This window comes from Slackia isoflavoniconvertens (assembly GCF_003725955.1).
Taxonomy (GTDB): Bacteria; Actinomycetota; Coriobacteriia; order Coriobacteriales; family Eggerthellaceae; genus Slackia; species Slackia isoflavoniconvertens.
On sequence record NZ_QIBZ01000006.1, the window covers coordinates 25744 to 51356 of the forward strand.

The window sequence follows — 25613 nt, forward strand, 5'->3', positions numbered from 1 at the left end:
CGAGAGTTGTTCTGAAGGTTGCGCCGAGGTTCGCGCTGGAGGCCGGGCCGACGATCGCGCCGAGGTTCGTGCCGGAGGTCGGACCGACGGTCGTGCACAGGCCGCTTCCCATTCGCAACTCGATGCTTCCGGCGAGGAAGACTTCGCCGGTTTCGTGAAGCACAATATCGCGTCGGGCGGTATTTTCGGTGGGGTGCCGGGAAAAGGCGCCGCGCCCCAGAATCGCAGCGCGACCGATTGGGGAATCGATGTTGCCGTCGCCCTTGTCGCCTTTGCGTTTGGCTGCGCCCAAATGGTGATTACCGCTTCTTCCGTTGTGCACGTTGATGCCGGTCCCTATGGATCGAGCTGGGTTAATTACGTCCCTAATATTTATGCGTATTTGGCGGTTGCCCTTACGACTGCGCCGTTGATTCTTCGTCGTGAGGCACCGTGGTTCGTGCTCGCGCTCACGCTTGCATGCTATGTCTTCCTGTCGAATTCCATGGGCGGAACGGTTTCGCTTTCGCCCATAGGTCCCATCGTGGCTGTTTATACCGTGGCAAGCGAACGCGCCCGCGGCGAGGCTCTTGCGGCTGCGGCTGTGGTGGGCGTGTGTGCTGCGGTGGTTCCCATGGGCGCTTCAAGCGTCGCCATGGCGCTTGTGATGCGCATCGAAAACGTGGCATTTGTGGTGGTTGCCGCGTTGGGCGGTTTCGGCGTGCGCATGTACCATGCCTATATGGAAGAGACGCGCCGCCGCTTGGCTGAAGCTGAGCGAACGCGCGAAGAGCTTGCTGCGCGCCGCGTTGCCGACGAGCGCGTGCGCATCGCGCGTGAAGTGCATGACATCACGGCGCATTCCCTTTCTGCGGTCACCATTCAGGCGGCAGCGGCGGAGCGCCTCATCGATTTGAACCCTGCCGCAGCGAAAGAGGCGATTGCCGATATTCGCTCGGTTTCGAAGTCGTCGCTCGATGAAATTCGCTCACTTATTGGAGTGCTGCGCGGCGACGAGGCAGCCGAGCATGCCCCTGCCGAAGGCACCGAGCGCATGGGCGACGTCGTGTCGTTCTTGCAGCGCGCTGGCATCGAGGTCGATTTTGACGAAAGCGACTACGACAAGGCGCAGGTGCCCGCATTCGTCGATATGGCGTTGTTCTCGCTCGCGCGCGAGTCGGCTACCAATGCCGTGCGTCATGCCCATGCCGCACATATCTGCATTGAGTTGGCATCTTCCCCTTTGAAGGCAGTGCTCGTGTTTTCCGACGATGGCGTCGGCATGGGCAGTGGGGTGCGCGAGCATGCCGAAGGCCATGGCCTTGAGGGCATGGGCGAGAGAATCGAAGCGCTCAATGGCGCATTCACCATAGAAAGCGAGCCTGGTTGCGGATGCACGATTCGCGCCGAAGTACCCTTGGAGGTGGTACACGATGACGAGCATCGATGAGACGTGCGGCGGCGCACCCATTCGGGTTGCCATTGCCGATGACCAAGATCTGGTTCGTAAGGGCTTCAGGCTCATTCTTTCGTCGTTTCCCGGCATTGAAGTGGTGGGTGAGGCGGTCGATGGCGCCGATGCCGTTGCATTGGCGCGTCGCATGCGTCCCGACGTGTTGCTCATGGACATTCGCATGCCGCGCAAAGATGGCATCGAGGCCTGCCGAGAGCTTGTGGGCGACCCCGATACGGCCGATGTCGCGGTGCTTATTCTCACGACATTCGACATCGACGAATACGTCTACGATGCGCTTGCGGCAGGTGCGAGCGGCTTCTTGCTGAAAGACGTCGATCCCGACGATTTGGCGCAGGCCATTCGCGTTGTGCATGAGGGCAATGCGCTTATTCAGCCGTCGATTACGCGCCGCTTGGTCGAAACCTACGCCGCGTCGCGCAGCAAGGCGCGCTTCGATGGCACGCGCATCTCTGATCTTACCGATCGAGAGCGCGAGATTCTCACCATGGTCGGCAAGGGCATGTCCAACGACGAAATCGCTGCCGAATTGGTGATTTCTCCCGCAACGGTTCGCACGCATGTGGGCCGCATCATGGTGAAGCTCGACGCTCACGATCGAGCCCAACTCGTGGTTGCCGCCTATGAAAGCGGTTTGGTGAAACCGGGCATGTAGGGTACCTCAAGGAAAAAGGTAGCTGCTAATGCGCTCCTCTTGCCGCGCGATCCATGGCGAAATCGTGGGGCGCTTTATGAAGAAGAGCGAATGGATGTTCTATTTCTGCTATTATGGCGCGGTTGCAAATACTTGGCAGAAAGGTCGAGATCGTGGCCAGCGATTCCATCGTCATCAAGGGCGCGCGTGAGCATAACCTGAAAAACGTCGACGTTACCATCCCTCGCGATAAGCTCGTGGTTATTACGGGCCTGTCGGGCTCGGGCAAGTCGTCGCTCGCGTTTGACACCATCTACGCCGAGGGCCAGCGCCGCTATGTGGAAAGCCTTTCCGCCTATGCCCGCCAATTTTTGGGGCAAATGAACAAGCCCGATCTTGATTCCATTGATGGCCTCTCTCCTGCGGTGGCGATTGACCAGAAAACCACGTCGAAAAATCCACGTTCAACGGTGGGCACTACGACGGAAATCTACGACTACCTGCGCCTTCTGTTCGCGCGCGTGGGCACGCCGCATTGTCCTGAATGTGGGCGCGAAATCAAGGCTCGCACCACCGACCAAGTGACCGACGAGATTCTTGCGCTCGGCGAAGGTAAAAAAGCGCTCATCTTGGCGCCCGTCGTGGTCGGACGTAAGGGCGAGCACACGAAAATTCTTTCTGACCTGCAAAAAGAAGGCTTCTCGCGCGTGCGTATCGACGGCGTGGTGCAGCGTTTGGAAGGCGAGCCCGTCAAGCTCGACAAGAAGTTCAAGCACACGATCGACGTTGTGGTCGACCGCGTGGTGTTGAAGGCGTCTGCGACGAGCCGCATTGCCGAATCGGTTGAAACGGCGACGAAGCTTTCCGACGGTCGCGTAGTGTGCCACTTGGTCGATGAAGAGGTTCAAGAAGCCGACGGGCAGAAATCGACTCCGGGCTTCACGACGGTATGGCCGGGCGACCATTTCTATTCGCTTGCCCTTGCATGTCCCGAGCATGGCCATTCGATGGATGAGCTGCAGCCGCGCGACTTCAGTTTTAATGCCCCCTATGGCGCCTGCCCCGATTGCGCGGGCCTCGGCAGCCGCGAGGAAGTCGATCCAAGCCTGCTCATCCCCGACCCGTCGCTGTCGCTGAACGAGGGCTGCATTGCGCCGTTCGCAACGGGCAATTATTACCCCCAGGTTCTTCGCGCGGTATGCAAACATATGGGCGAAGACCCGGCAACCCCGTGGGAAGATTTGAAGAAGAAAACGCGCGATGTGCTGTTGTACGGCCTTAAGAGCGAAAAAGTTTTCGTCGACTACGTGACCGTCGACGGCCGCGAAACGGGCTGGAGCATCGATTGGGAAGGCGCCTGCGAAGCGGTTATGGGCCGTTATAAAGACTCGACGAGCGATTCCCAGCGCGAAAAATACGAGAAGTATTTCGCTACCATTCCATGCGCGTCATGCGGCGGAAAGCGCCTGAAGCCCGAGATTCTCGCCGTGACTGTTGGCGGCAAGAATATCCACGAAGTATGCGACATGTCGGCCGCCGATGCGCTGGAGTTCTTCAGCAATCTGCAACTCGACGAGCGCCAGGCGTTCATCGCCGCGGCTATCGTGAAAGAGGTGCGTGCGCGCCTGCAGTTCTTGGTCGATGTGGGTCTTGATTATTTGACGCTCGAACGTGGCACGGCGTCGCTTTCAGGCGGTGAGGCTCAGCGCATTCGCCTGGCCACGCAGATTGGTGCTGGCCTCATGGGCGTGTTGTACATTCTGGACGAGCCGTCCATCGGCCTGCATCAGCGCGACAACGAGCGCCTCATCGCCACGCTTGAACGCCTGCGCGATTTGGGTAACACGGTTATCGTCGTGGAGCATGACGAAGATACCATTCGCCACGCCGACTATGTTATCGATATGGGCCCTGGTGCGGGCGAGAAGGGCGGCCATGTGGTTGCCGCGGGCACTCCTGATGAAGTGGCGAGCGCCGAAGGGAGCTTCACGGCCGACTACCTGTCGGGCCGCCGCCGCATCGAGGTGCCTGAGGTTCGCCGCAAGCCCAAACGAGGCGCCATCAAACTCACCGGTGCTTGCGAGAACAACCTGAAGAACGTGTCCATTTCCGTTGAGCTTGGCACGCTTACCGTGGTCACGGGCGTTTCGGGGTCGGGCAAAAGCTCGCTTATCACCGACACGCTTGCGCCTGCGCTCGCGAACCGCATCAATCACGCGCGCCATCGCACGGGCGAATACCGCAAGCTCACGGGCTACGAGGCGCTTGATAAGATTGTCGATATCGACCAAAGCCCCATCGGTCGCACGCCGCGTTCGAATCCCGCGACGTATATCGGCTTGTGGGATGACATTCGCGCGCTGTTTGCGAGCACGCAGGAGGCGAAGGCACGCGGCTATGCGCCTGGCCGCTTCAGCTTCAATGTGAGCGGTGGCCGCTGCGAGGCGTGCAAAGGTGATGGCCAAATCAAAATCGAGATGCACTTCTTGCCCGATGTTTATGTGCCGTGCGAGGTGTGCGGCGGCATGCGCTATAACCGCGAGACCTTGCAGGTGACATACCGCGGCAAAAACGTGTACGACGTGCTCGATATGACGGTCGACGAGGCGCTCGAGTTTTTCAAGAACTTGCCGGGCTTGGCGCGTAAGCTCCAAACGCTGCACGATGTGGGCTTGGGCTACATTCGATTGGGCCAACCTGCCACCACGCTTTCGGGCGGCGAGGCTCAGCGCGTGAAGCTCGCGAGCGAGTTGCAGCGTCGTCAAACGGGTAAAACGTTCTACGTTCTCGACGAGCCCACCACGGGCCTGCATATGGAAGATGTGCGGCAGCTCCTTGATGTTTTGCAGCGTCTTGTCGATGCGGGGAATACGGTGCTCGTTATTGAGCATAATCTTGACGTTATTAAGACCGCCGACCGATTGATCGACCTCGGACCCGAAGGAGGCTCGCGCGGTGGTACCATTGTGGCCACGGGTACGCCCGAGCAGGTTGCGAAGGTCCCCGAAAGTCACACGGGTCGCTTCTTGCGAGATATTTTGAACGTCTAGCCGCCCGTGCGCGGCTTGCGCGTTAAAGGGGGATGTTACATGCAGAAATCGCGGCCGCATTTCGCACGCGGCGTGCTTTTCGCTCTTATTGGAGGCGTGAGCTGGGCTTTTTCTGGCACATGCGCAGAATTCCTTTTTGAGACGCAGCATCTCTCGCCGGCGTGGGTCACGTCGGTGCGATGCATGATTTCGGGCGTCGTGTTCCTGATTCTTGCGGCCATCATCGATCGCGAGCGCTTTCTCGAAGCCGCCAAAAACAAGCGCGCGTGGGTTGCATTCGCGGTCAATGGCCTTTTCGGCACGGTGTTTTGCCAGTTCACGTACCTCACGTCCATCAGCTACACCGATTCGGGCACTACGACCGTGCTTTCGATGGTGGGCTTGGCCTTGGTCATGGGCTACAGCTGTCGGGCAAGCCATCGCCTGCCACGAAAACGTGAGGTGTTCGGCCTCATTCTCACGCTTGTCGGCGTCGTGCTCATTGCAACGAATGGCGACATTTCGAGTTTGGCTATGCCGCTGCCCGGCCTTGTGTGGGGCTTGCTTTCGGCTGTGGGCCTTGCTGCGTACAACATCATCCCCGTTAAGCTTATCGGACGCTATGGCAGCCTGGTCACCATGGGTTTCTCGATGTTCGTGGCGGGCGTTTCCATGTGCTTTATCGAGCAGCCCTGGACGGTTTCCGTCGACGTGAATACCGAAGTGATTTTGGGCATGGCTGCGATTATCGTGGTTGGCACGGTCATCGCAGCGTGGATCTATATGCAAGCCATTGCCGATATCGGCGCGGTGAAGGCATCGATGATCGCCGCGGTCGAACCTGTAGCTGCTACTATTTTCACGGTCACGCTGCTTGGGACGCGTTTCGAGCTCGTTGACCTTGTTGGCTTTGCGTGCATCGTTGCCATGGTGCTGCTTGTGAGTTCGAAACCCGATGACGAGCAAAAGCTTGCGGAAGATTTGGCAGGCAAAACAGGGGAAGAGGATACGGTTCCAACTCCCGAGTCCATTGAGCTCGCCCATGCTGAGGCCGCGATTCGTGCGGCGCGGGCTGTGCCGGGGTCGCAGGCTGCGCTTGAGGAAGTTCCCGCTCCCGAACCTGTTGTGCTGTGGGACCCTGCCATTTCCCAGAAGGCACGCGAAAAAGCCAACAGTGGCGAGCTTTCTCTGGAGGAGATGATTTGCTCTCCCGAAGCGGCCCATTTGGTTGACGCGAAGTCAAATACGAAAGACACCGTGCGTCATGGCGTGCGTGAAGGCATAGCGCTTGCCGTGTTCGGGTTTCTTGTTGCCGTCGGTTTCATAGCGCTTACAACGTATATTTCCGCTGGACATAATTTGAACTATGCCTCTACGGGCATCGACGACATCGCGGGCAATATGTCGGGGTATGGCGTGATTTTGTATGAGGGCACGGTTGAGTCTTCAGCTTCTGCCGAGTCTTCTTTGGCGAGCGACAATGCGCTGGGCTCCAACGAATCGGCTCGTATTGGCGAAAGCGCCAAATCGGACGAAGGCGCCAAAGAGGGCGCGTCGAGCACGAAAGGCGAATCGGACGAGCAGTCTGTCAAAGGCTTCGTGAAAATGGCTTTGGGCCTCGATTCCGAAACCGAGGCGGGCGTTCCGGGTTCGGCGAAGGCTTCGGAATCGACGGGCGCATCGGCCTCGACGTCTGGTTCGGCTTCCGACGATGCGAATGACCCCATGACGATGGACGAAGCGAAGGAAATCTACGAGGCGAAGAAGGCGACGGTTCTCGGGCTCGATGTGAGCGATTTGGAGCAGTACCAATTCGGTCGTATCGTCATGAAGGGCGGCCATACCTATGGCATCGTGAGCATTACCGATGACGAGCTTGCCGCGCTTGATTTGCCGAAGGCGGCCACGACCACGAAAACCACCATTACGACATCGCGCGAGTCCCGCACATCGTCAGTGGGCTCGAGCGCGAAGGTTTCCACGAAGAGCGCGTACGCGAATGTGGCCGAACTGCTCGCCGATGTCGACGCCGATTCTATTGACGAAGAGCTGGTTGCCCGCGTCGGTGACGTCATCGACCATTTCCGCAATGCTGGCGTTGATATCGTTGTCGTACTCACGCACGATGTTCGTCCCATGGCGGCGATCGATGGCGCCGATGTGGTGATTACCGTGCGAACCGATGAGCGTTTTTCGCAAAGCCAAATGATTAGCCATACGTTGTACGTCGATACACCCGAGGTCGGCTCGGTGGGCGCCTTGCTCGTTGCTCCCGGCAACGTGGTTTCGAGCCGCGTGCTTACGGGTGAAACGACGAGTGCGGGCGCGTCGACGAGCGCCGAGGGCAGCAATTCGTCGTACGTTGAGAAGGCCGATTAGCCAGAGCGATTTTGGAAGAAGGATAACCAATGCTGAATACCAATAACGAGAGTGCTATGTCCGTCGAGGCGCGCAAAGCAGCTTTGGAGCTCTCCGCTTTTATCGAGAAGTGCCCAAGCATGTTCCATACGACGGCCGAGATTTCCGATCGATTGAAGAGCGCGGGATTCACGTTCCTTCCTGAAGGCGAGGCGTGGAGCGTTGAGCGCGGCGGGAAGTATTTCACGACGCGCAATGGTTCAACGGTCGTCGCGTTCAAGGTGGGCGAGCAGCTCGACAATTACCATTTCCAAATCACCGCCGCGCATGGCGACTCGCCGACGTTCAAGCTCAAGGCGCAAAGCGAGCTCGAGGGTCCGAGCGAGTACATGCGCCTGAATACCGAGGTGTACGGTGGCGCTATCGACTACACGTGGTTTGATAAGCCGCTTGGTTTGGCGGGCCGCGTGCTCGTGCGCGAAGGCGGGCGCATCGAAAGCAGGTTGTACGATTCGGCCTGCGACGTCGCACTCATTCCTAGTTTGGCGATTCATATGGATCGCTCCGTGAACGAGAAGTTCTCTCCGAACCGTCAGACCGACCTTATGCCGCTGTTTTCGGCTGGTGCGCTCACGCGCGGCGCGCTTGATGAATACGTTGCTTCTGAGCTGGGGGTTTCTGCCGACCAGGTAATTTCTCGCGATATGTTCTTGGTGAATCGCCAAAAGCCCCAGCTGTGGGGCGCGGCCGAAGAATTCCTTTCAGCGCCCAAACTCGACGATTTGGCGTGCGCCTTTGTTTCGCTTGAGGCGTTTTTGGCTGTGGAAAACGACCGCGACGTATCGGTGTATTGCTGTTTCGACAACGAAGAGGTTGGATCGAACACCAAGCAGGGCGCTATGTCCACGGTGCTGCGCGATACGCTTGAGCGCATGAATGCCGCGCTTGGCTTCTCGTGGGAAGATTATCACTGCGCCGTTGCGAAATCGATGCTTGTGAGCTGCGATAACGCTCATGCTTTGCATCCGAATCGACCCGAAGTGGCCGATGCGGAAAACCGTCCCGTTCTTGGCGGCGGCATGGTGGTCAAGGAGGCCGCGAACCAAAAATACTGCACCGACGCGTTTTCGCGTGCCGCGTTCCTTTCGGTATGCGAGGCGGCAGGCGTGCCCGTGCAAACGTTCGCCAACCGAAGCGATATGGCGGGCGGCTCCACTCTGGGCAACTTGTCGAACACTCAGGTGAGCATGCATGGCGTTGACGTGGGCTTGCCGCAACTCGCGATGCATTCGAGCTATGAGACCTGCGCCGCGTGCGACGTGAAGCTTTCCATCGACGCGCTGAAGGCGTTCTTCGATGCGGAAATCGTCATCAACGGGTCCGACTCTATCGAGCTGAAATAGGGAAGACCCCCGAACCGAATTTAGGAAGAGAGAAGCGGCGACCTTGGGGCATATGCTCGAAGGTCGCCGCTTTGCATTGCAGGCGCAGAAACGCCACCAACGGGCAATAAAAAAGCGCCCGAAGGCGCTTTGGGGTGCTATTTGTGCTCACCGACGAAGAACAGCGCAAGCGTTCCCGGTCCGGAATGTGCGCCGATAACGGGGTCGACGTAGTTCACGACGAACTCGGTGCAGCCGAGGCGTTTTTTGATTTCGCTTTCTAGCAGCACGACGTCTTCGATACAGTCGCCGTGGGTGATGAAAATCGTTTGGTTCGCCGGGTCAATCGCCGTTTGCTCCATATGGTCGACGAGCGCCTTGATTGCCTTACGACGTCCGCGTGCCTTTTCGACGGGAACAAGGCGGCCTTCGTTGTCGACATGCATCACGGGCTTGATGTTGAGCAGCGTTCCCGCCCATGCGCTCGTGCGGCTTACGCGTCCGCCGCGGAACAGGAACATCAAATCATCGACGGTAAACCAGTGGCACAGGTGGTCGCGCGTTTCGCGCACGAAATCGGCAACTTCTTCAAGCGATGCGCCTGCTTCCTTTTTCTTGCAGGCCAAATATACGAGCATGCCTTCGCCGCCCGATGCTGCGAGTGTTTCGACTGCGCAGAGCGTGCGCTCGGGATATTCCCCGGCAAGTTGTTTCATCAGCAGCTCCGTGGCTTCATAGGTGCCTGAAAGTGCGCTCGAGAACCCCAGGTAGAGCACGTCGCGGCCAGCATCGAGCACGCGGCGCAGCGTGGTTTCGGTTTCTTGCATGTTGGGAAGGGAGGTGGTGATGACCTTCCCTTCGCGCATCATCGTGTAGAACTGGCGCAAGTCGGTTTTCTCGCCCTTGAGGTAGCTGCGGTGCTGCACGCCGTCGACCATGAAGGTTAGGGGTAGAATCTCGAGTCCGAATGCGTCGATCGTCTCTTCGGTAAGATTGCATGCTGAGTCGGTGACAATTTGATAGCTCATAAGTGCTCCCGTCGTTGTGGCCGCGCACGCGGCGCTCCGCTCTCAAACCGCGGAATAGAAAAAGTATAGCGGTAGGTGTCAAGATGTTTTGACGAAGGCCATTTTTATTGTTTTCGAATACGTGTTTCCGCGGAAAACTACATGGGGCAGCATGCGGGAGCGTGCTGCGACCAGTGGCGATAAAAGCTTACGCGGGAGTAATGCGCTTCGTTGCGAAGAGAGAATAGGGTTCGGGGCGGGCGCCGCGACGTTTGGAGTGCGCACGGCCCGTGCGCCACGCGTGCGAATGCCTGCGCGGCGTGTGAACCTCATAGAATGTGCCCGTTGCCGTAGGCGTTGACGCTGCGATGTTTTATACTCTGAAAACTTGCGCGAAGGCCGTGGTGGCTTCGCGTGAACCGTACTGCCCCAAGCGCGATTCGGCGCTTGGAACACGCACAGAAGAAAGGAATCGGAGTACACGATGGGAAACGATTACAAGCAGTCGATGAATCTGCCGAAGACCGACTTCTCCATGAGGGCGAACCTTCCGCAGAACGAGCCGAAGCGCCTGGAGAAGTGGGCCGAAGAGGACATCTATCATCGCATTCTCGAGAAGAACAAAGATGGCGAGCCCTTCATCTTGCATGATGGCCCTCCGTATGCGAATGGCCCGATCCACATCGGCCATGCCTTCAACAAGATTCTGAAAGACTTCGTGATTAAGTCGCACGCGCAGCGCGGCTATTTCACGCCGTATATTCCTGGTTGGGACTGCCACGGCCAGCCGATTGAGCATGAGGTCGAAAAGAAGCTCGGCACCGAGAAAATGCGCGAGCTGCCTCAGGCGACGGTGCGCCGTCTGTGCCGCGAGTGGGCAGAAAAGTTCGTCGACGTGCAGCGCAACGACTTCAAGCGCCTGGGCGTGAATGGCGATTGGGAGCATCCGTACCTCACGTTCCAGCCGAACTTCGAGAGCGCGAACGTCGAAGTGTTCAAGAAGCTTTACCTCAATGGCGCCGTGTACCGCGGCCGCAAGCCCATTCATTGGTGCTCGCATTGCCACACCGCACTCGCCGAGGCCGAAATCGAATATGCCGACGAGACGTCGCCTTCGATTTACGTGAATTTCAAGCTCAACAACATTCCGGCTGTTTTCGCCGAGGCCGGCGTCGACCTCGAGCGCGCCTACGTGCTTATTTGGACGACCACGCCGTGGACGCTGCCTTCGAACACCGCTGTGTCGCTGGGTCCCGACATTGATTACTGCTTCGTCGAGGCCGACGGTAAGTTCATGGTGTTCGCGAAGGACATGGTCGAGGCTGTCGCCAAGGTCGCTGGCTGGGAGAGCTATCGTATCGTTGAGGCGAATGGCGAGCCCGTCACCATGAAGGGCGACCAGTTCGGCGACATCACGTATATCTGCCCCGTTCTGCACGAGAACACGGGCCGCATCATCTGGGGCGAGCATGTCACCCTCGACGCGGGCACTGGCGCCGTTCACACGGCTCCCGGCCATGGCGTCGACGACTACAAGGTTGGCATGAAGTTCGGCGTCGACACCATCATGCCGATTGACGACGACGGCCGCTTCACCGATTACGTGCCGCAATGGGCGGGCCTTACCACCGACGAGGCCAACCCGAAGATCATCGAGTGGCTGCGCGAGCAGGGCACGCTCGTCGCTCATGTCGACATCGTGCACAGCTACCCGCATTGCTGGCGTTGCCATGAGCCCGTTATTTTCCGCGCGACTGACCAGTGGTTCGTCTCTATGGACAATACGGGTCTGCGCGAGGCTGCGCTCGACCAGATCCACAACCACGTGGAGTTCATCCCCGAGTGGGGCGTGAACCGCATTGGCGCCATGGTTGCCGATCGTCCCGACTGGTGCATCTCGCGTCAGCGCAGCTGGGGCGTGCCGATTCCTGTGTTCAAGTGCGCGAGCTGCGGCGAGACCGTTGCGACCGAAGAGACCTTCGACGCGGTTATCGACCTGTTCAACACCGAAGGCGCCGACGCATGGTTCACGAAGGAGCCCAAGGAATACCTGCCCGAGGGTACGTGCTGCCCGAAGTGCGGTTGCACTGACGTTGTGCCCGAGAAAGATATCCTCGACGTATGGTGGGAGTCGGGCGTGTCGCACGTGGGCGTGCTGAAGCACCGCGCCGAGGCCGATCACCTGCGTTGGCCTGCCGATATGTACCTCGAAGGCTCCGACCAGCATCGCGGTTGGTTCCAGAGCTCGCTTCTATTGGGCACGGGCGCGTTTGGCCAATCGCCCTACAAGAGCGTCATGTGCTGCGGCTTCACCGTTGACGAAAACGGCGAGAAGATGTCGAAGTCCAAGGGCAACGGCATCGCCCCCCAGGAAGTCATCGACAAGTACGGCGCCGACGTGCTGCGCCTGTGGGTCGCGTCCACCGACTACTCGGTCGACGTTTCCATCGGCGATAACATTCTGCAGCGCACTTCCGATGCCTACCGTCGTTTCCGCAATACGTTCCGCTTCTTGCTCGGCAACCTCGACGGTTTCGACTTCAAGCGCGACGCCGTTTCGCTCGACGAGATGCGTCCCGTTGATGTGTGGGCGATGCTGCGCCTGAAGCAGCTGCTCGACGACGTGGAGCGCGGCTACAACGAGTACCACTTCCACCAGGTATTCCGTGCGCTCTACGACTACGTCGTCGGCGATTTGTCGTCGGTGTATATGGACGTCGTGAAAGACCGCCTGTACGCCGAGGCACCTGATTCAGTGGCGCGCCGCTCGGCTCAAACCGTGCTCATGAACATCCTCGAGGTGCTCGTGCGCGTCATGAGCCCGATTCTGTCGTTCACCTGCGACGAGGTATGGGAGCATTATCCCGAGACCGAGCGCAACCGCGAGGGTCGTCCCGTGAGCGTGCAGCTGGCCGGCTGGCCCGAGGCCGCTGATTTCATTCCGGCGCTGCCCCAGGGCGAGGCCGCCGAGGCCGTTATGGCGAATTTCGCGTGCCTGCTTGAGGTTCGCGACGCCGTGACGAAGGCCATCGAGGAAGCGCGCAACGCGAAAACCGTTGGCAAGAGCCAGGAAGCCGTGCTGAAAATTACGGTTTCCCAGGCTGTCGCCGACGTGCTTGGCGCATATGATGCAGCCGACCTCGAAGAGCTTTTCATTGTGAGCCACGTCGACGTTGTCGCAGGCGATGCTGAAGAGGCGCAGGTCGAGGTTTCCGCAACCAGCGAGCCGAAGTGCCCGCGCTGCTGGAACCATCGTGAGCTGGGCGGCAACGCGAACCATGCTGAAGTGTGCAAGCGCTGCGGCGATGTTCTCGACCAACTCGCGTAAGCATTCGCGTTTTCGCGAATCGCGAGCCATCGAACCCTGGGCGTGCTGGATAGCTAACCCGGGGTTTGGCGCGCTCGCGCGTTGCGACTTATAAGGCGGGCCGGGGGAGTGACCTTTCGGCCCGCTCCGCTTTTTAAAGAAAGGTCCACGTGACTACCGATATCGTGACATCGAAGAATTCTAAAAAGAAGGCAGCTGCGCTTTTCGCGGTGATTGTCCTTGTCTGGCTGGTGCTCGATCGCCTTACGAAGGCGTACTTCGAAGGCGCCTATGAGCTTGGACAGGCGGGAGCCAACTGCGGTCTGTTCCGCTTCACGCTCGTGCATAATACGGGCGCCGCATGGGGCATGTTCGGCAATTCGACGTTTGCCCTGGGCATCACCTCAAGCATCGTGTGCGTGCTCATCGTGCTCGTGTTCGCATTCTGGGAAAAACTCGCCGGCCATGCGCCAAGCGCCCTTGAAACGATTGCGCTCGCCTTGGTGTGTTCGGGCGGCTTGGGCAATGCTATCGACCGCTTCAGTCAGCTCTACGTTGTCGACTTCATCGATTTCACGTTCATCGACTTCCCGGTATTCAATGTTGCCGATATTGGCGTGACCTGCGGTTTCGTATTGCTTGTTATAGGGTATTTGCTCGTGACGCGCAAGGAGGACGCCCATGTCTAGCTATGCGAGCAATGTGGTGCCCAAAGAGTGCGAGGGCATGCGCCTTGATGCTTACATGGCTTCTCAAGGGCTGTATCCCACGCGCAGCGCCGCCGCGAAATGCATCGCCGACGGCTATTGCGCGCTCAACGGCAAGCTGCCGCGCAAGAGTGCGTCGGTTTGCGCGGGCGATGTGCTTGAATACGAGACGTATGAAGACCCGCATGCGCCCGAGCTCGTCGCGGCCGATATTCCGCTCGACATTCGCTATGAAGATGACTACCTGCTCGTTATCTCGAAACAGGCGGGACTGGTGTGCCATCCCGCGGAGGGCCATTACGGCGACACGCTCGTGAATGCGCTTATCGCGCACTGCGGCAAGGAAAACCTCTGCGACGTGCAGGGCGAGCAAGACCGCCTCGGCATCGTACATCGCCTTGATCGTGACACGAGCGGCCTTATGCTGTGTGCGAAAACGAACGAAGTGGGCCTTGCGCTCATGGAGGATATTCGACTGAAAGACGTCGATCGCCATTATCTGGCGCTTGTGCAGGGGTGGATTCCCCTTGATACCGGCATTGTCGACGCTCCTATCGCGCGTAGCGGCCGCGACCGGCTTCGCATGGAGGTTTCCGATCGCGAAGACGCCCGTCCGTCCATCACGACGTTTACGGTCAAGCGTCGCTTCGAACCCGGCAAAAACGACGACGGTTTCACGCTCATCGATTGCAAGCTCTTTACGGGCCGCACGCATCAGATTCGCGTGCATATGGAATACATCAAGCATCCGTGCGTGGGAGACCCGGTGTATGGCTGGAAGAAGAAGGAGAATCTCGGCCTCGACCGACAGTTCCTTCATTCGTACCGCCTTGCGTTCACTCATCCTATTACGGGCGAGCGTATGGAGTTTGAAGATACGCTGCCACCCGATTTCCAAGAAGTTATCGACGAATTGGAAGCTCGCGAATAACGTTCTTCGAGCGCCCCCCTTGGGCACCTGAATCCGATAGATTCCGCACGAGCAGAACAGCACTTAATGTGCTGTTCGTAGCGAGCAGGACTTGACCGAAGCGGATTCAGGTACCCAAGGGGAGCGTTTTGTTTCGTGAGCTCTTTTAGGCGTGCCATATAAACGAAAAGAGACGCATAACGCGTCTCTTTTCGACAAGCTGAAAGCGAAAGGTAAGCGCTCGCTCTCAATATGATTCGGCCGACGCTTTCGCGCCAAGGAGTGGCCGAATGTAGCGAAGGGGAGCGCCCGCACGCTTAAGGAAGCCGTGCGGGCGCTGGGAAGAAGCTGAAAGTTCGCTCGAATTAGCGGCCAACCCAGTTGGGGGTGCGCTTCTCGGTGAAGGCCAGCGGGCCCTCGATGCCGTCTTCGGTCTTCTCGAGGAAGCGATAAGCACCGTCGCAGTAGCGCATCGCGTCTTCCTCAGACATCTGGTCGGCGGCATGAACCAGGTACTTGGTCCACTTCAGAGCCAGAGGAGCGTTCTTCAGAACTTGCTCGGCCAGCTCGATAGCCTTGTCCATGACCTCTTCGGCCGGAACGACGTAGTTGATCAGGCCGAGCTCCTTTGCCTCAGGAGCCTTGATCTTCTTGCCGGTGAGCAGAAGTTCCATGCAGTCCTTGCGGTTGATGTCGCGAGCGAGGCGAACGATGCCGCCCGTGGAAGCGATGATGCCCAGGCCGACCTCGGTGCAGCCGAACTTGGCGTTCTCGGCAGCGACAACCATGTCGCAGGAAAGGGCGATTTCCATGCCGCCGCCAGCAGCGGAGCCGTTGCATGCCGCGATGATGGGCTTGGAGCACAGACGAGCCGTGATGCCGCCGAAGCCGTGCTCGGTAACGGTCTGGCACTCGCCGCCCTCAGAGAGCTCGGAGAGGTCCTCGCCGGCGCAGAAGACCTTGCCGGTGCCCGTCACGATGATGGCGCGCACAGCCTTGTCCTTCTCGGCGTGGTTCATGATGTTTTCCATAGCATCGGAAGTTGCGCCGTTCAGCGCATTGGCGACCTCGGGACGGTTGATACGGATGATCAGCAATCCGTCCTCGCGAAGCTCGGATACGACAGTGTCGGTTCCGTAGTAATCTGCCATGTTTCCTCCTTGATGTCGCGGCTTTCATTTTTAAAAGCCTATATACGCCCAGTGGCATATCCCCTGGTTGTTTCAAGCGGGGCAAACCCGCTTTTACTCGAGGTGCGTTGCCGACCGATTCACGCATTTGATCGGTTTGGCTGTCCGCTGCCGAACCGACCATTCGGTCGGCTTCGCACCTCGTGGTTGCTACAATATGGCCGCCCGTGGCGCTTCGGTATCGCTTGAGTTGGTGTAATTGAGGTTTCAACGTAAATTGAGTGCATCGCTAAAAAAATAGTAGATAGGTCATTTTCGCGTTTCTGTGGTACAAATTGGCTGCAAAAAATGCGCAAAGGCGAAATGGCGGTTATAATCGCGCCATCGCATTATGGAATGCGCCACGCTTTGCAAAACGAAAAGCAAGGGGAGCTTGCTGCGGCGTGCATTCCGAAACATATGTATAAGGGGTGACGCGACGAGAATCCGTCGCGGTTGCGCGAATAGGAAGGCGCGGCAATGGATTTCATGTTGAGCGATGCCGATCGCGTGCTTATTTCGCAAGTGCGCGAATTTGGCAAGAATTACTTTAATAAAGAGTCGGTTGCGCAATGGCGCCGCGATATGGGTTTGCCCGATGAGGTTGTGAAAGCGTTCGTCGATCTCGATTTCAATGGGTTTGGCGTCATCCATCGTCGCAATCATGTTCATTACGACCTGCTTGCGCAGGTTCTCGTGCTCGAGGAATTGTCGCGCATTTCGGGCGCGACCCTGCCGTTCCAAAACGATTTCCTTCAGCTTCAGATTCTCGAGGCTTTCGCGAGTCCTTCGCAAACCGACCCCATTCGTCTTGAATATCAGAATACGGGACGCCTTGCATTCGCTTTTGCGGTTTCCGAGCCGAATTCGGGTTCTGATACAACGGGCATGAAGACGTCTGTTCGCTCCATTGACGGACGTTTGTTCATGAATGGCGAGAAGATGTTCGTGAATAACGGCGAATACGCGCCAGCCCTGCTTGTTGCGGCAATCGACGAGGATGCGCCTGCTGAAAACGGGCATCCCACCTTGTCCATGTGGATGGTTCCGCGCACCGCGAAAGGCGTCGAGGCGGTTCCCGAGAGCAAGATTGGCCAAGAGATGCTCCCGTTCGCCCATATTCGTTTCGACAATGTCGAGCTTGACGAGTCGTGGCGCCTGCAAGGGCCGGCAAAGGGCTTCCCCCAGTTGTTCAGCTTCTTTGAATACGGCCGCGTTTTCGCATGTGCAACGGCGCTTGGCGAGGCTCAGGCTGCGATGGACGATGCGGTCGAATGGGCGCGCGAGCGCACCGCATTCGGCACGCCTGTGTCGAATTTCCAGCAGGTCCAAGAGATGTTGACAGACATGGAAGTGAAGCTCACGAATATGCGCCATATGGTCTATAAAGCCGCGTGGGAATTCGACCACGGCGTGCATGAACGCTTGACTGTGGCGCTTATGAAGCGTTACGTGCCGTGTGCTGCAACCGAGGTCGCAAGCGATGCCATGCAGATCCTTGGCGGTCGAGGCTATACGACGCATGAGCGCATTTCTTCGATTTGGCAAGATTGCCGCGGCTTCCAAATCGCCGAGGGTACCGATCAGATCATGGTCTACATCGCAGCGCCTCTTGTGATGCGCAAGTATGCGGAAGCTGAGATGTAGCCATCTTTCGCCTAATTCTTATCGATTGCGAGGGGAGCGCGAGCTCCCCTCGTTTCTTTTGGGTCAGTTTTTCGAGAACTGTCCATCAATTGCAAGCCCATAACGTAAAAATTGGGATAGAAAACTATCCAATTTGCTTATATTTGTGGGGCAACTATCGCCGATACTTATCGTTTTAGGGTCAGAAATGTAATATTGACCGTAACATGGTGTGCAGATTTGCAGGATTATACTTAGTGAATTTGTTCTTGGATCGGCGCCTTCGGGTGGAATCTAAGGCGCCTGCCTTCTTAAGGGAATTCTGGCCCCCTTAAGAAGGCAGGCCACATCGTCTGGTCTTCCATAAGGAGGAAAGAAATTGGGCGAAACTGCAACCTACACCGATAAGATGAGCGTGCGTCACATTCTCATCATTATCTCGGGCATCATGATCACCTTCGGATGCTCGGCTCTCGTCTTCTCGACGTGGAGTGCTTTCCAGGCCTACGTCCCCGATCTGTTGGGCGTTCCTACCACTCAGTGGGCGCTGTACATCACGGTGCTCTACCTGGCCGAAGCTTTCTCGGCGCCGTTCATCGGCAACTTGCTCGCTAAGACCGACATCCGCATCGTGCTTTCCGCATCTGCGCTTCTCGTCGGCGTCGGCTTCATCCTCATTTCGCTCATCAAGAGCATGTGGATCTTCTACGTTGCCGGCCTCATGATGGGTCTTGGCGAAGTTGGTCTGCTCTGGCTGGCTGTTCCCACGCTGTGCAACAAGTGGTTCAACCAGAAGTCCGGCACCATCATCGGCGCTTGCATGGCATTCACCGGTATTGGTGGCGCTATCTGGCTGCAGGTCTTCAATGCGCTCATCGCTTCCGGTATGGACGTGTGGACCATCTACATGATTTGGGGCGTCGCCGCTCTCGTGACTTCTCTGCCGTTCACGCTGCTGTGCATCCGCTCCACCCCTGAAGAAGCTGGCTGCCTGCCCTATGGCAAGCCTCAGACCGCTTCTGGCAAGCCCGCTGGCATCGACGCCAGCAAGGCCATGAAGTCTGTTGCCTTCTATGCGGTCTTCCTGCTCGCCGGCATCATCAACCTGCTCACCATCGTTGCTCAGCAGTTCCCGAAGTACACCAAGTCGCTCGACGACGGCACCGGCACCTTCATCGCCGTTGGCGTTACCATGGCAACCGTCATGATGGCTTCTCAGGCTATCTGCAAGCTCGCCTTGGGCGTGTGCGCCGACAAGAACTCCAAGCTCAGCTTCTTCGCGGCTTGCGCTTGCGGCATCCTCGGCGTCCTGCTCGTGTGGTTCGGCACCGGCTCCGCTATGATCCTGTACGCTGGCTCCGCTGTGTACGGCTTCTTCTTCGCCAGCTGCGTCGTTCTGGTTCCCATCTTGGTTCGCCAGCTCTTCGGCCAGCGTGAGTACCCCCAGATTTACTCCCGCGTCTCCATGTTCGTGAACATCGTTGGCGCTGTGGGCGCTCCCTTCTGGGCCTTCTTCGGCGATATGAGCTACAGCATCCTGTTCACCGTCGCTATCGTGCTCATGGTTGTGGTCCTGCTGCTCGGCATCTTCTGCTTCGGCAAGATGAAGGGCCTGCAGGCAGACTGGACCGAATAACATTCGCTCCAATCTAGAGCTCTTGAAAAGGGCCGCGCTCGAAAGGGTGCGGCCCTTTTTTCGAATGAATTCGATGCGTGATTTCCCGTTTCTTGAAAGGGCCAGGAATATGGGTTTCTGCAACATTGAAAAGTCGAGCCGTCAGGCGCCTTGGCATTGCCTGCGATTGGCGGCTCGAATTCTTGAGTGCGGGCGACGCGTTGCGGCTCTTGTTGATGGTAGCCCTACGGGATTTCGTTCGTGGCGTCGTGTGTTGTAGGGAGGGCGTTGATTTTTCAACCAGCGATTACCGTTTGCTGTCCCATTCGAAAGATCGGGTGAACTCGATGAAGTTCTCAACGGCGCGCGTTTTATATGCGGCGGTTTTAAAGGCGAGGCATACCGTATGGAAGTCGTCGTCGACTTCCGGCAGCCGTTTGGTGATGAGCTCGCGGAAAGGGGCGAGCCCAATGGTATCGAGCGCGAGGCCGATGGTGCCCGGCGTGCTTTCCACCATGCTTCCTAAGGTGATCTCATCATTCGCATATGTGTGCGTTGCGCTTAGCCCGTGCGTTGTCATGAGCGCGGAAACCTCGGCGCCAATCGGCGTTGTGGGCGGATAGGTGATGATGTCTCTTCCGCGCAGCGAATCGAGCGTGAGATTTTTCGACCACGCAAGCTTGTCGGAGCGGTGCACGACTGCCACGAGCCGCTGGGTAAGCACGGGTACAAAAGTGAGATCGGGTTTGCTGTCGACGTAGGCCGTGAACGCGAGCTCGTAGCGGTTGCTCTCGAGGTCTTCCAGCAGAGGTTGCGTGAGGCCCTGGAAAACGTTGACCTGCGCATCTTTTCCGTATTGGTCGCGATAGCCTTTAATAAGCGATGGGAGGTAGTCGCTCTGGATGGTATAAATCGCTCCAATGTCGATGCTTCCTGTTGGCGACCCTGAGTGCTCGTGAGCCAGCGCGATGCCCTTTTCAAGCGCGTTCACCGCTTCGGTGGCGTATTGGTAGAACTCTTCTCCATATTTCGTGAGCTTGATTTTGCGCCCTTCGCGCTCGAAGAGGGGAATGCCCAATTCGCGTTCGAGCTGCGATATGGAGTTGGAAAGCGTCGGTTGCGATATGAACAGCTCTTCCGCGGCATGGGTATAGTGCTTCACTTCAGCGAGTTTGCGGAAGTAATACAGCTGCGAAAGGTTCATCGTGCTCCATTCTCAGGGTTTTGAGCTGCGAATATTGTACCCCAGGTCATCTTCGGGCTTTCCGAGCGAAGCGAAAATGCCCCAAAACGCGAAACAGCCGCCCCGAAGGACGGCTGCTCGCACAAGCTTTTAAGGTAAGCGCTAGGCTTCCGAAGGAATTATACGCTCACGCGCTGCAAAGTCGAGTGAAACGAAGGTTTAGTCGAAGGTGTATTCGATCTTGCCGCCATGGTTCTGGCATTCGCGTGCGATGGTGATGCGCTGTACGCAGGGAGCGCCTTCCTCGAGCCACATAGCGCGGCAGTCGCGGTAGAGACGCTCGGTGGGGCCATAGGGGCAATCCTCGAAGTAGCCGTCGCCGCCGAAGATCTCGAGCATTTCGTCAGAGACGAGCTTTACGGTGTCGATAGAGAACAGCTTGCAGATAGCAGCCTTCTCGGTGACGTACTCGTTGTGCGGGTCTTTGTTGAAGTCGCGAGCGAAGTCGTAGATTGCACAACGCAGAACATGGATCATCTTCTGCATATCGGCGATCTTGGCCTTGATCATCTGGCGGGAAGCAATCGGCTTGCCGAAGGTCACGCGGTCGTTGGCGCGCTTGAGGGAAATTTCAAGCATGCGCTGGGACATGCCGAGGTTCGACATAGCGATGTGCACGCGGGAAACGGAAAGCGAGTGAATCGCGATTTCCATGCCCTGGCCCTCTTCGCCAAGCAGGTACTTCGGGTCAAGCACGAGGTTGGTGAACTTCAGACCCGCATGGCCAGCGCCACGGCAGCCCATCATGTGAGGCATGGGGACAATTTCGAAGCCAGGAGCATTGTTGGGAACCAGGAAGCCTGAAAGGCGAGTGTCCTTGTCGTCATCGGGGTTGGTAACGGCGATGACGTAGGTGTAATCGGAGCAGTCGGTGTGGGAGATGAGCCACTTCTCGCCGTTCAGAACATAGTTGCCGTCGGCGTCTTTGATGGCGGTGGTGTGAAGGTCAGCGCCGGTGCCGCCGGTCTGCTCGGTAATGGCGAAGTTGCAGTAGACGGTCTTGTCCTGGAATTTGTTCATGAGCTCGGCTTTGACTTCGGGCGTGCCGTAGTCGTCGAGGATGCGCCAGTTCATATCGGCAGCGTGATGCAGGTGCATGCGCATGCCGCCAGGACCGCGGGAGAACTCTTCCTGAACACGCAGAATCTCGAGTTCGTCGAGGTCCCATCCGCCGTACTCAGAGGGGAGATAGAAACGATACAAATCGTTCTTCTTCGCGAGTTCGTAGAACTCTTCGGGGAAGGTGTTGGTGACTTCGACTTCCTTCTGAATCTCTTCGAAGGGGCCTTCGACCAGTTCGCGAATCTGCTTCAGATATGCCTCGAACTGCTCGTCGGTAATTTTGGCATTGGGATTCATGAAACCTCCTCTAGTCGCATGACAATCCGTGTTCCTCCGGAGCTCATCGCTCCTTATGCCTTGTATTATGCGAGCGGGGTAAAAGGAAGTCCAATTCATTCGTTTTGTGTATTTGAACACGTATTATTTGAAAAACAAATAATACGTTATAGAATAATACGTTATAGCGTTCTTTAAGGACCTCATCAAGCAGGATGAAAGTCAATGTGCTGAGTCGTTGTTCGGCCATGAAATTGAACCGTCGATATGCCTGTTTGTTTCATATAATGAACAAGATGCGCTATGCGCAAAGGGGATGTTCTTGGGAGGAAAGGGATAACAGTGAACCTGTCGCAGCTGTATTATTTCCGCAAGCTTTCCGAATTGCAGCACTATACCAAGGCCGCTAAGGAGCTTTATATCACGCAGCCTGCGTTATCCGACGCTATTCATTCTCTCGAGAAGGAACTCGGCGTTCCGCTGTTTCAGCGCGAGGGGCGCAACGTGAAGCTTACGCGCTATGGCAAAGAGTTCTCGGCCTATGTGCACGATGCGTTGCGCGAGCTTGATAAGGGCATCGCGATTATGCATGAGTACACGGGCAAGCTCGCGGGCGAGTTGGCCGTAGGTGCGTTGTACACCATCACGGGCGATTATCTGCCGGCGCTTATTCGTGCCTACCACGACAATTTCGGTGAAGCGGTAAAGTTCCGCGTATCGCAAGGTTTCTCGCTCGATCTTATTGAAGGCTTGAAAGACGACAAATATGACGTCATTTTCGCCGCCAAGAAGGAAGGCGAGTCGAGCCTTTGTTTCGAACCCGTAGTTGCCCATCAGCTCGTCGTTGCGGTAAGCAAGCAAAGCCCGCTTGCATTCCGTCGCGTGCTGCATCTTGAAGATTTGAAGGGCATGCAAGTGTATACCTATCGCACGGGCACTCCTATTGGCGATGAGGTCGATAAACTTGTGAGCCGTTATGGCCTTCAGGTTCATCAGGATTACGATGACGAAATCACGATGGGCGGCATGATTTCCACGGCGCCGCCGAATTACTGCGCGTTGCTCACGAATACTATTGGCTTGAAGCCGTTCAACAACCTTGCCGTTATCGCGATTGACGAAAACGAGGTCCCGCGCGAGTTCCATTCCGTGTATATGGTGTACAAGAAGGAAGAATTCAAGAACCGCGCTCTTGAGAGCTTCATCGACTTCACGGGAGGGTTCGTATGCCCTAAAGGCGTGCTTCCTGATACCGATAATCAAGATTCGGGTCCCGCATCTCCTCCATCGGACATCATTATGTAAAACGAAAACAACCGGCCACGTGGTCGGTTGTTTTTTTCGATAGGGATTGTTCTTTTGTCCTATTTGATCTGGTCCATGTTGAGCATCGAGATGCGGTTCATGCTCATGCGCACGATTCCAAGGCCCTTGATATTCGCGTAGAACACGAACCCGCTCTTGCAGCGGAACGCGCATTCTTCGCAGGGAATCTTATTGCAATACGCAAATGCGTCTTCATCGGCGAGGGCGAACAGCAAAGGCGGGAATTTCTTCGGCATCACGTATTTCAGCTGCATGCCCGTAAACGTTTTCAGAGCAACCCAGGTGATTTGGTATTTCGTTTTGTCGGCAATCTTCCATTTGAAGTACACGGCATTGTTGTTGAAGCCGCCGCTGATCTGATAATCGAGTTCAATGCCTTCGGGCAGGTCTTCGACTTCGATGAAATCAATGGGGTCGTTGTTGGATTCTACGGCATCGTTAAGATGCGCGTAGGGGGGTTCTCCCACAAGCGTGCGACCCGTGCCGGTATATACTGCGTCAGCGTCGCCCGAAAGGGCAACGAGTGTATTGCCGTCCTTGTCGGTGAAGAAAGACATATCGGCATCGGTTACGCGCGGCTTCCATGTGGCCCTTGTGCGCGTGATGGTGTACTTTTGTTCAATCATGGTTCCCCCTTAATACGCTGATCGGTCTGCTTGTTTTGAAGGGCGTCGGTCATGCTCATCCTGCAAAACAAGAAGGCCAATTTTGAAAATGCCTGCAGCTGCGGACGTCAGCTGCAGGCATTTTATCGTGCGTTTCCATGCATGGAAAGCATGGCTTTGCGTTATTGGTCGATGCCCATACGGCGTTTGACCTCGCGCGCAAGTTCGAAGCGCTTGATTTTGCCCGTAGGCGTGCGTGGAATGGCGTCGATAGTTTCGATGCGTTCGGGCCACAGACGCTTAGCCACGCCCTTACTTGCAAGATACTCCGTAAGGTCGTGCAAGCAAAGTTCCTCGGTAACGCCGGGGGCGGGCACGGCGAAAAGGCAAATGCGCTCTCCCAGGCGATCGTCGGGCATGCCGACGGTTGCCTGATCGCAGATATCTTCCCAGTCCATCACGTTGTCGTCGACTTCACGTGCGGAAATGTTCTCACCGCCGCGAATGATGATTTCTTTCTTTCGACCGTTGATACGCACGCGCCCTTCTTCGTCAATCGTGCATAAATCGCCAGAATAGAACCAGCCTTCATCGTCGAGCGCTTCATTGGTGCGTTCGGAATCGTTGAGGTGGCCGCAGAACATGTGGGGACCACGGCTTGCTTCTTCGCCTTGAACGCCACAAGCGACTTCGTTGCGGAATTCGTCAACGACCTTTACCTCGATGCCGGGGTAGGCAATGCCCGAGAATCGGCCATCCCATTCGAGACATTTATCGCGCGGAACGCGCAGGTGGGGACAGCTTTCGGTTGAGCCATAGAGTTCGCACAGAAGGAAGCCGTGCTCGGCAGCGCGCTCGATGAGCGTGCTGGGCACAGGAGCGCCGCCGCACAAATAGAAACGCAGGCTCGGAATTGCCGTGCCGTTTTCTTCCATTGCGGCAATAAGGTCATGCACGAACGGCGTGGCGCCACACGACCACGTGACATGCTCGCGATTAATGAGCTCGATGGCCTCGGCTGCTTTGAAATGCAGCTGAAGAACGCAGCGGCTGCCGGTAAGCATAGGCGAGATGAGTCCATGGTAGAAACCGGTCGCATGGTTGAGAGGCGACGGCATCCACATCACGTCATCGGGGGTAAGGTCCAAATCAGCGGTGTAGGAGCGTTCCGAGAATAGGATATTGTTATGCGTGAACATGGCCTGCTTCGGTTTGCCCGTTGTGCCTGAGGTCGACAGAATGCAGCACACGTCGTCGGAATGGGCGGGGCAGGGCCCATCGAATTCCGAATAACCGCTGAGCACTTTGCTCAGCGTGACGGCATTTTCATCGTGTGCGGGGAATTCTTTATCAAGCAGCAGCACAGCCTTAAGCGATCCAAGCTTGCTTTCGATTCCATGGTATTGGTTCTCGTAATCAGTTTTGTGGAAGAACGTAGGGCATATATATACGACCGATTGCACCTTATTGATGGCGTAATCGATGTCGTTTGCGCTCAAATTCGTTGCAAGCGGGTGCATAACGGCACCCACCTTAAGGCAGGCCAGGTAAATAATGCAGAAATCTGCCCATTTGGGCACTTGAAAGGAAACGACGTCGCCATTTTGCACGCCGACTTCCTTCAGCCACGATGCGAGCTTGCGTGCGCCGGTATCAACCTGCTTATACGTAAGCTTCGTGCCCAGATCGTCTTGCACATAGGTGCGGTCACCATATTTCTCGCACTGCTCATCCCAGACGTCTGCGATAGTCTTGTCTCCCCAATAGCCACGCTCGTAATAGAGTTTTTTCAGGGCTTCGTTGATTTTGACGTCGGTGATCATGAATTGATCCCTCCATGTGAAAAAGAAGAAGGGAGCGAGACGTATCTCGCCCCCTTCTCGAAAAAGCGATGCGCTTTAATC

Annotated in this window: 17 protein-coding genes; 11 read left to right on the forward strand and 6 right to left on the reverse strand. The window is 57.0% G+C overall.

The window, feature by feature from the left end:
- The first annotated feature begins 154 nt into the window (after window positions 1-154).
- The 5 genes from DMP05_RS04350 (at window position 155) to DMP05_RS04370 (ending at window position 8877) form a co-directional block, all read left to right on the forward strand.
- Window positions 155-1429, forward strand: coding sequence for a sensor histidine kinase (locus tag DMP05_RS04350; protein WP_161957467.1), 1275 nt, complete (start codon window positions 155-157; stop codon window positions 1427-1429).
- Window positions 1413-2108, forward strand: a complete 696-nt coding sequence (locus DMP05_RS04355; RefSeq protein ID WP_123219338.1) for a response regulator transcription factor — start codon at window positions 1413-1415, stop codon at window positions 2106-2108. Before DMP05_RS04350 ends, DMP05_RS04355 begins: the two co-directional genes overlap by 17 nt.
- 113 nt (window positions 2109-2221) lie before the next feature.
- Complete coding sequence (uvrA, locus tag DMP05_RS04360) at window positions 2222-5137, forward strand: excinuclease ABC subunit UvrA (protein WP_221182912.1); 2916 nt, start codon at window positions 2222-2224, stop codon at window positions 5135-5137.
- A gap of 39 nt (window positions 5138-5176) precedes the next feature.
- The gene (locus tag DMP05_RS04365) at window positions 5177-7495 is read left to right on the forward strand and encodes a DMT family transporter (RefSeq protein ID WP_123219340.1); all 2319 of its coding nucleotides are present in this window, start codon (window positions 5177-5179) and stop codon (window positions 7493-7495) included.
- 29 nt (window positions 7496-7524) lie between these two features.
- Window positions 7525-8877, forward strand: a complete 1353-nt coding sequence (locus tag DMP05_RS04370; protein WP_211326858.1) for a M18 family aminopeptidase — start codon at window positions 7525-7527, stop codon at window positions 8875-8877.
- A 137-nt stretch (window positions 8878-9014) separates the two neighbouring features.
- On the opposite strand, the gene DMP05_RS04375 is transcribed toward DMP05_RS04370, so the two are convergent.
- Window positions 9015-9884 (reverse strand): DegV family protein, encoded by an 870-nt coding sequence (locus DMP05_RS04375; protein ID WP_123219341.1) that lies wholly within the window; start codon window positions 9882-9884, stop codon window positions 9015-9017.
- A gap of 463 nt (window positions 9885-10347) precedes the next feature.
- Here DMP05_RS04375 and ileS point away from each other — a divergent pair, with 463 nt between their 5' ends.
- The 3 genes from ileS to DMP05_RS04390 all read left to right on the forward strand — a co-directional run bounded on the left by ileS (window position 10348) and on the right by DMP05_RS04390 (window position 14808).
- Complete coding sequence (ileS, locus tag DMP05_RS04380) at window positions 10348-13191, forward strand: isoleucine--tRNA ligase (protein WP_123219342.1); 2844 nt, start codon at window positions 10348-10350, stop codon at window positions 13189-13191.
- Window positions 13192-13340: 149 nt separating this feature from the next.
- A complete protein-coding gene (gene lspA, locus DMP05_RS04385; protein WP_244595039.1) occupies window positions 13341-13859 on the forward strand; it encodes a signal peptidase II in 519 nt (172 codons plus the stop codon).
- Complete coding sequence (locus DMP05_RS04390; protein ID WP_123219343.1) at window positions 13852-14808, forward strand: RluA family pseudouridine synthase; 957 nt, start codon at window positions 13852-13854, stop codon at window positions 14806-14808. The genes lspA and DMP05_RS04390 overlap by 8 nt, the downstream gene beginning before the upstream one ends.
- Before the next feature lie 344 nt (window positions 14809-15152).
- On the opposite strand, the gene DMP05_RS04395 is transcribed toward DMP05_RS04390, so the two are convergent.
- On the reverse strand, window positions 15153-15938 hold the full coding sequence (locus DMP05_RS04395; RefSeq protein ID WP_114614990.1) for an enoyl-CoA hydratase/isomerase family protein: 786 nt from the start codon (window positions 15936-15938) through the stop codon (window positions 15153-15155).
- A gap of 498 nt (window positions 15939-16436) precedes the next feature.
- Here DMP05_RS04395 and DMP05_RS04400 point away from each other — a divergent pair, with 498 nt between their 5' ends.
- Together DMP05_RS04400 and DMP05_RS04405 are read left to right on the forward strand one after the other, a co-directional pair.
- Window positions 16437-17603, forward strand: a complete 1167-nt coding sequence (locus DMP05_RS04400) for an acyl-CoA dehydrogenase family protein (RefSeq protein ID WP_123219344.1) — start codon at window positions 16437-16439, stop codon at window positions 17601-17603.
- A gap of 358 nt (window positions 17604-17961) precedes the next feature.
- Window positions 17962-19218 (forward strand): MFS transporter, encoded by a 1257-nt coding sequence (locus DMP05_RS04405; RefSeq protein ID WP_123219345.1) that lies wholly within the window; start codon window positions 17962-17964, stop codon window positions 19216-19218.
- 286 nt (window positions 19219-19504) lie between these two features.
- Here the strand turns inward: DMP05_RS04405 and DMP05_RS04410 are convergent, their stop codons facing one another.
- Window positions 19505-20401 (reverse strand): LysR family transcriptional regulator, encoded by an 897-nt coding sequence (locus DMP05_RS04410; RefSeq protein ID WP_123219346.1) that lies wholly within the window; start codon window positions 20399-20401, stop codon window positions 19505-19507.
- Window positions 20402-20599: 198 nt separating this feature from the next.
- Complete coding sequence (locus DMP05_RS04415; RefSeq protein WP_123219347.1) at window positions 20600-21799, reverse strand: acyl-CoA dehydrogenase family protein; 1200 nt, start codon at window positions 21797-21799, stop codon at window positions 20600-20602.
- Window positions 21800-22120: 321 nt separating this feature from the next.
- On the opposite strand from DMP05_RS04415, the gene DMP05_RS04420 reads away from it, so the two are divergent.
- Window positions 22121-23083 carry a LysR family transcriptional regulator gene (locus DMP05_RS04420; RefSeq protein WP_123219348.1) on the forward strand — a complete coding sequence of 321 codons (963 nt, stop codon included), beginning with the start codon at window positions 22121-22123 and terminating at the stop codon, window positions 23081-23083.
- Between the two features lie 59 nt (window positions 23084-23142).
- Here DMP05_RS04420 and DMP05_RS04425 read toward each other — a convergent pair whose 3' ends face one another.
- Together DMP05_RS04425 and fadK are read right to left on the reverse strand one after the other, a co-directional pair.
- On the reverse strand, window positions 23143-23730 hold the full coding sequence (locus DMP05_RS04425) for a hypothetical protein (protein ID WP_123219349.1): 588 nt from the start codon (window positions 23728-23730) through the stop codon (window positions 23143-23145).
- Window positions 23731-23891: 161 nt separating this feature from the next.
- The gene (gene fadK / locus DMP05_RS04430) at window positions 23892-25532 is read right to left on the reverse strand and encodes a medium-chain fatty-acid--CoA ligase (RefSeq protein WP_123219350.1); all 1641 of its coding nucleotides are present in this window, start codon (window positions 25530-25532) and stop codon (window positions 23892-23894) included.
- Between the last annotated feature and the right edge of the window lie 81 nt (window positions 25533-25613).

Bases quoted from the DNA above. Each gene is read 5' to 3' on its own strand.
- DMP05_RS04355 (WP_123219338.1), top strand. From the start codon at position 1,413: ATGACGAGCATCGATGAGACGTGCGGCGGCGCACCCATTCGGGTTGCC.
- uvrA (WP_221182912.1), top strand. From the start codon at position 2,222: ATGGCGCGGTTGCAAATACTTGGCAGAAAGGTCGAGATCGTGGCCAGC.
- DMP05_RS04365 (WP_123219340.1), top strand. From the start codon at position 5,177: ATGCAGAAATCGCGGCCGCATTTCGCACGCGGCGTGCTTTTCGCTCTT.
- DMP05_RS04370 (WP_211326858.1), top strand. From the start codon at position 7,525: ATGCTGAATACCAATAACGAGAGTGCTATGTCCGTCGAGGCGCGCAAA.
- DMP05_RS04375 (WP_123219341.1), bottom strand. From the start codon at position 9,884: ATGAGCTATCAAATTGTCACCGACTCAGCATGCAATCTTACCGAAGAG.
- ileS (WP_123219342.1), top strand. From the start codon at position 10,348: ATGGGAAACGATTACAAGCAGTCGATGAATCTGCCGAAGACCGACTTC.
- DMP05_RS04390 (WP_123219343.1), top strand. From the start codon at position 13,852: ATGTCTAGCTATGCGAGCAATGTGGTGCCCAAAGAGTGCGAGGGCATG.
- DMP05_RS04395 (WP_114614990.1), bottom strand. From the start codon at position 15,938: ATGGCAGATTACTACGGAACCGACACTGTCGTATCCGAGCTTCGCGAG.
- DMP05_RS04400 (WP_123219344.1), top strand. From the start codon at position 16,437: ATGGATTTCATGTTGAGCGATGCCGATCGCGTGCTTATTTCGCAAGTG.
- DMP05_RS04410 (WP_123219346.1), bottom strand. From the start codon at position 20,401: ATGAACCTTTCGCAGCTGTATTACTTCCGCAAACTCGCTGAAGTGAAG.
- DMP05_RS04415 (WP_123219347.1), bottom strand. From the start codon at position 21,799: ATGAATCCCAATGCCAAAATTACCGACGAGCAGTTCGAGGCATATCTG.
- DMP05_RS04425 (WP_123219349.1), bottom strand. From the start codon at position 23,730: ATGATTGAACAAAAGTACACCATCACGCGCACAAGGGCCACATGGAAG.
- fadK (WP_123219350.1), bottom strand. From the start codon at position 25,532: ATGATCACCGACGTCAAAATCAACGAAGCCCTGAAAAAACTCTATTAC.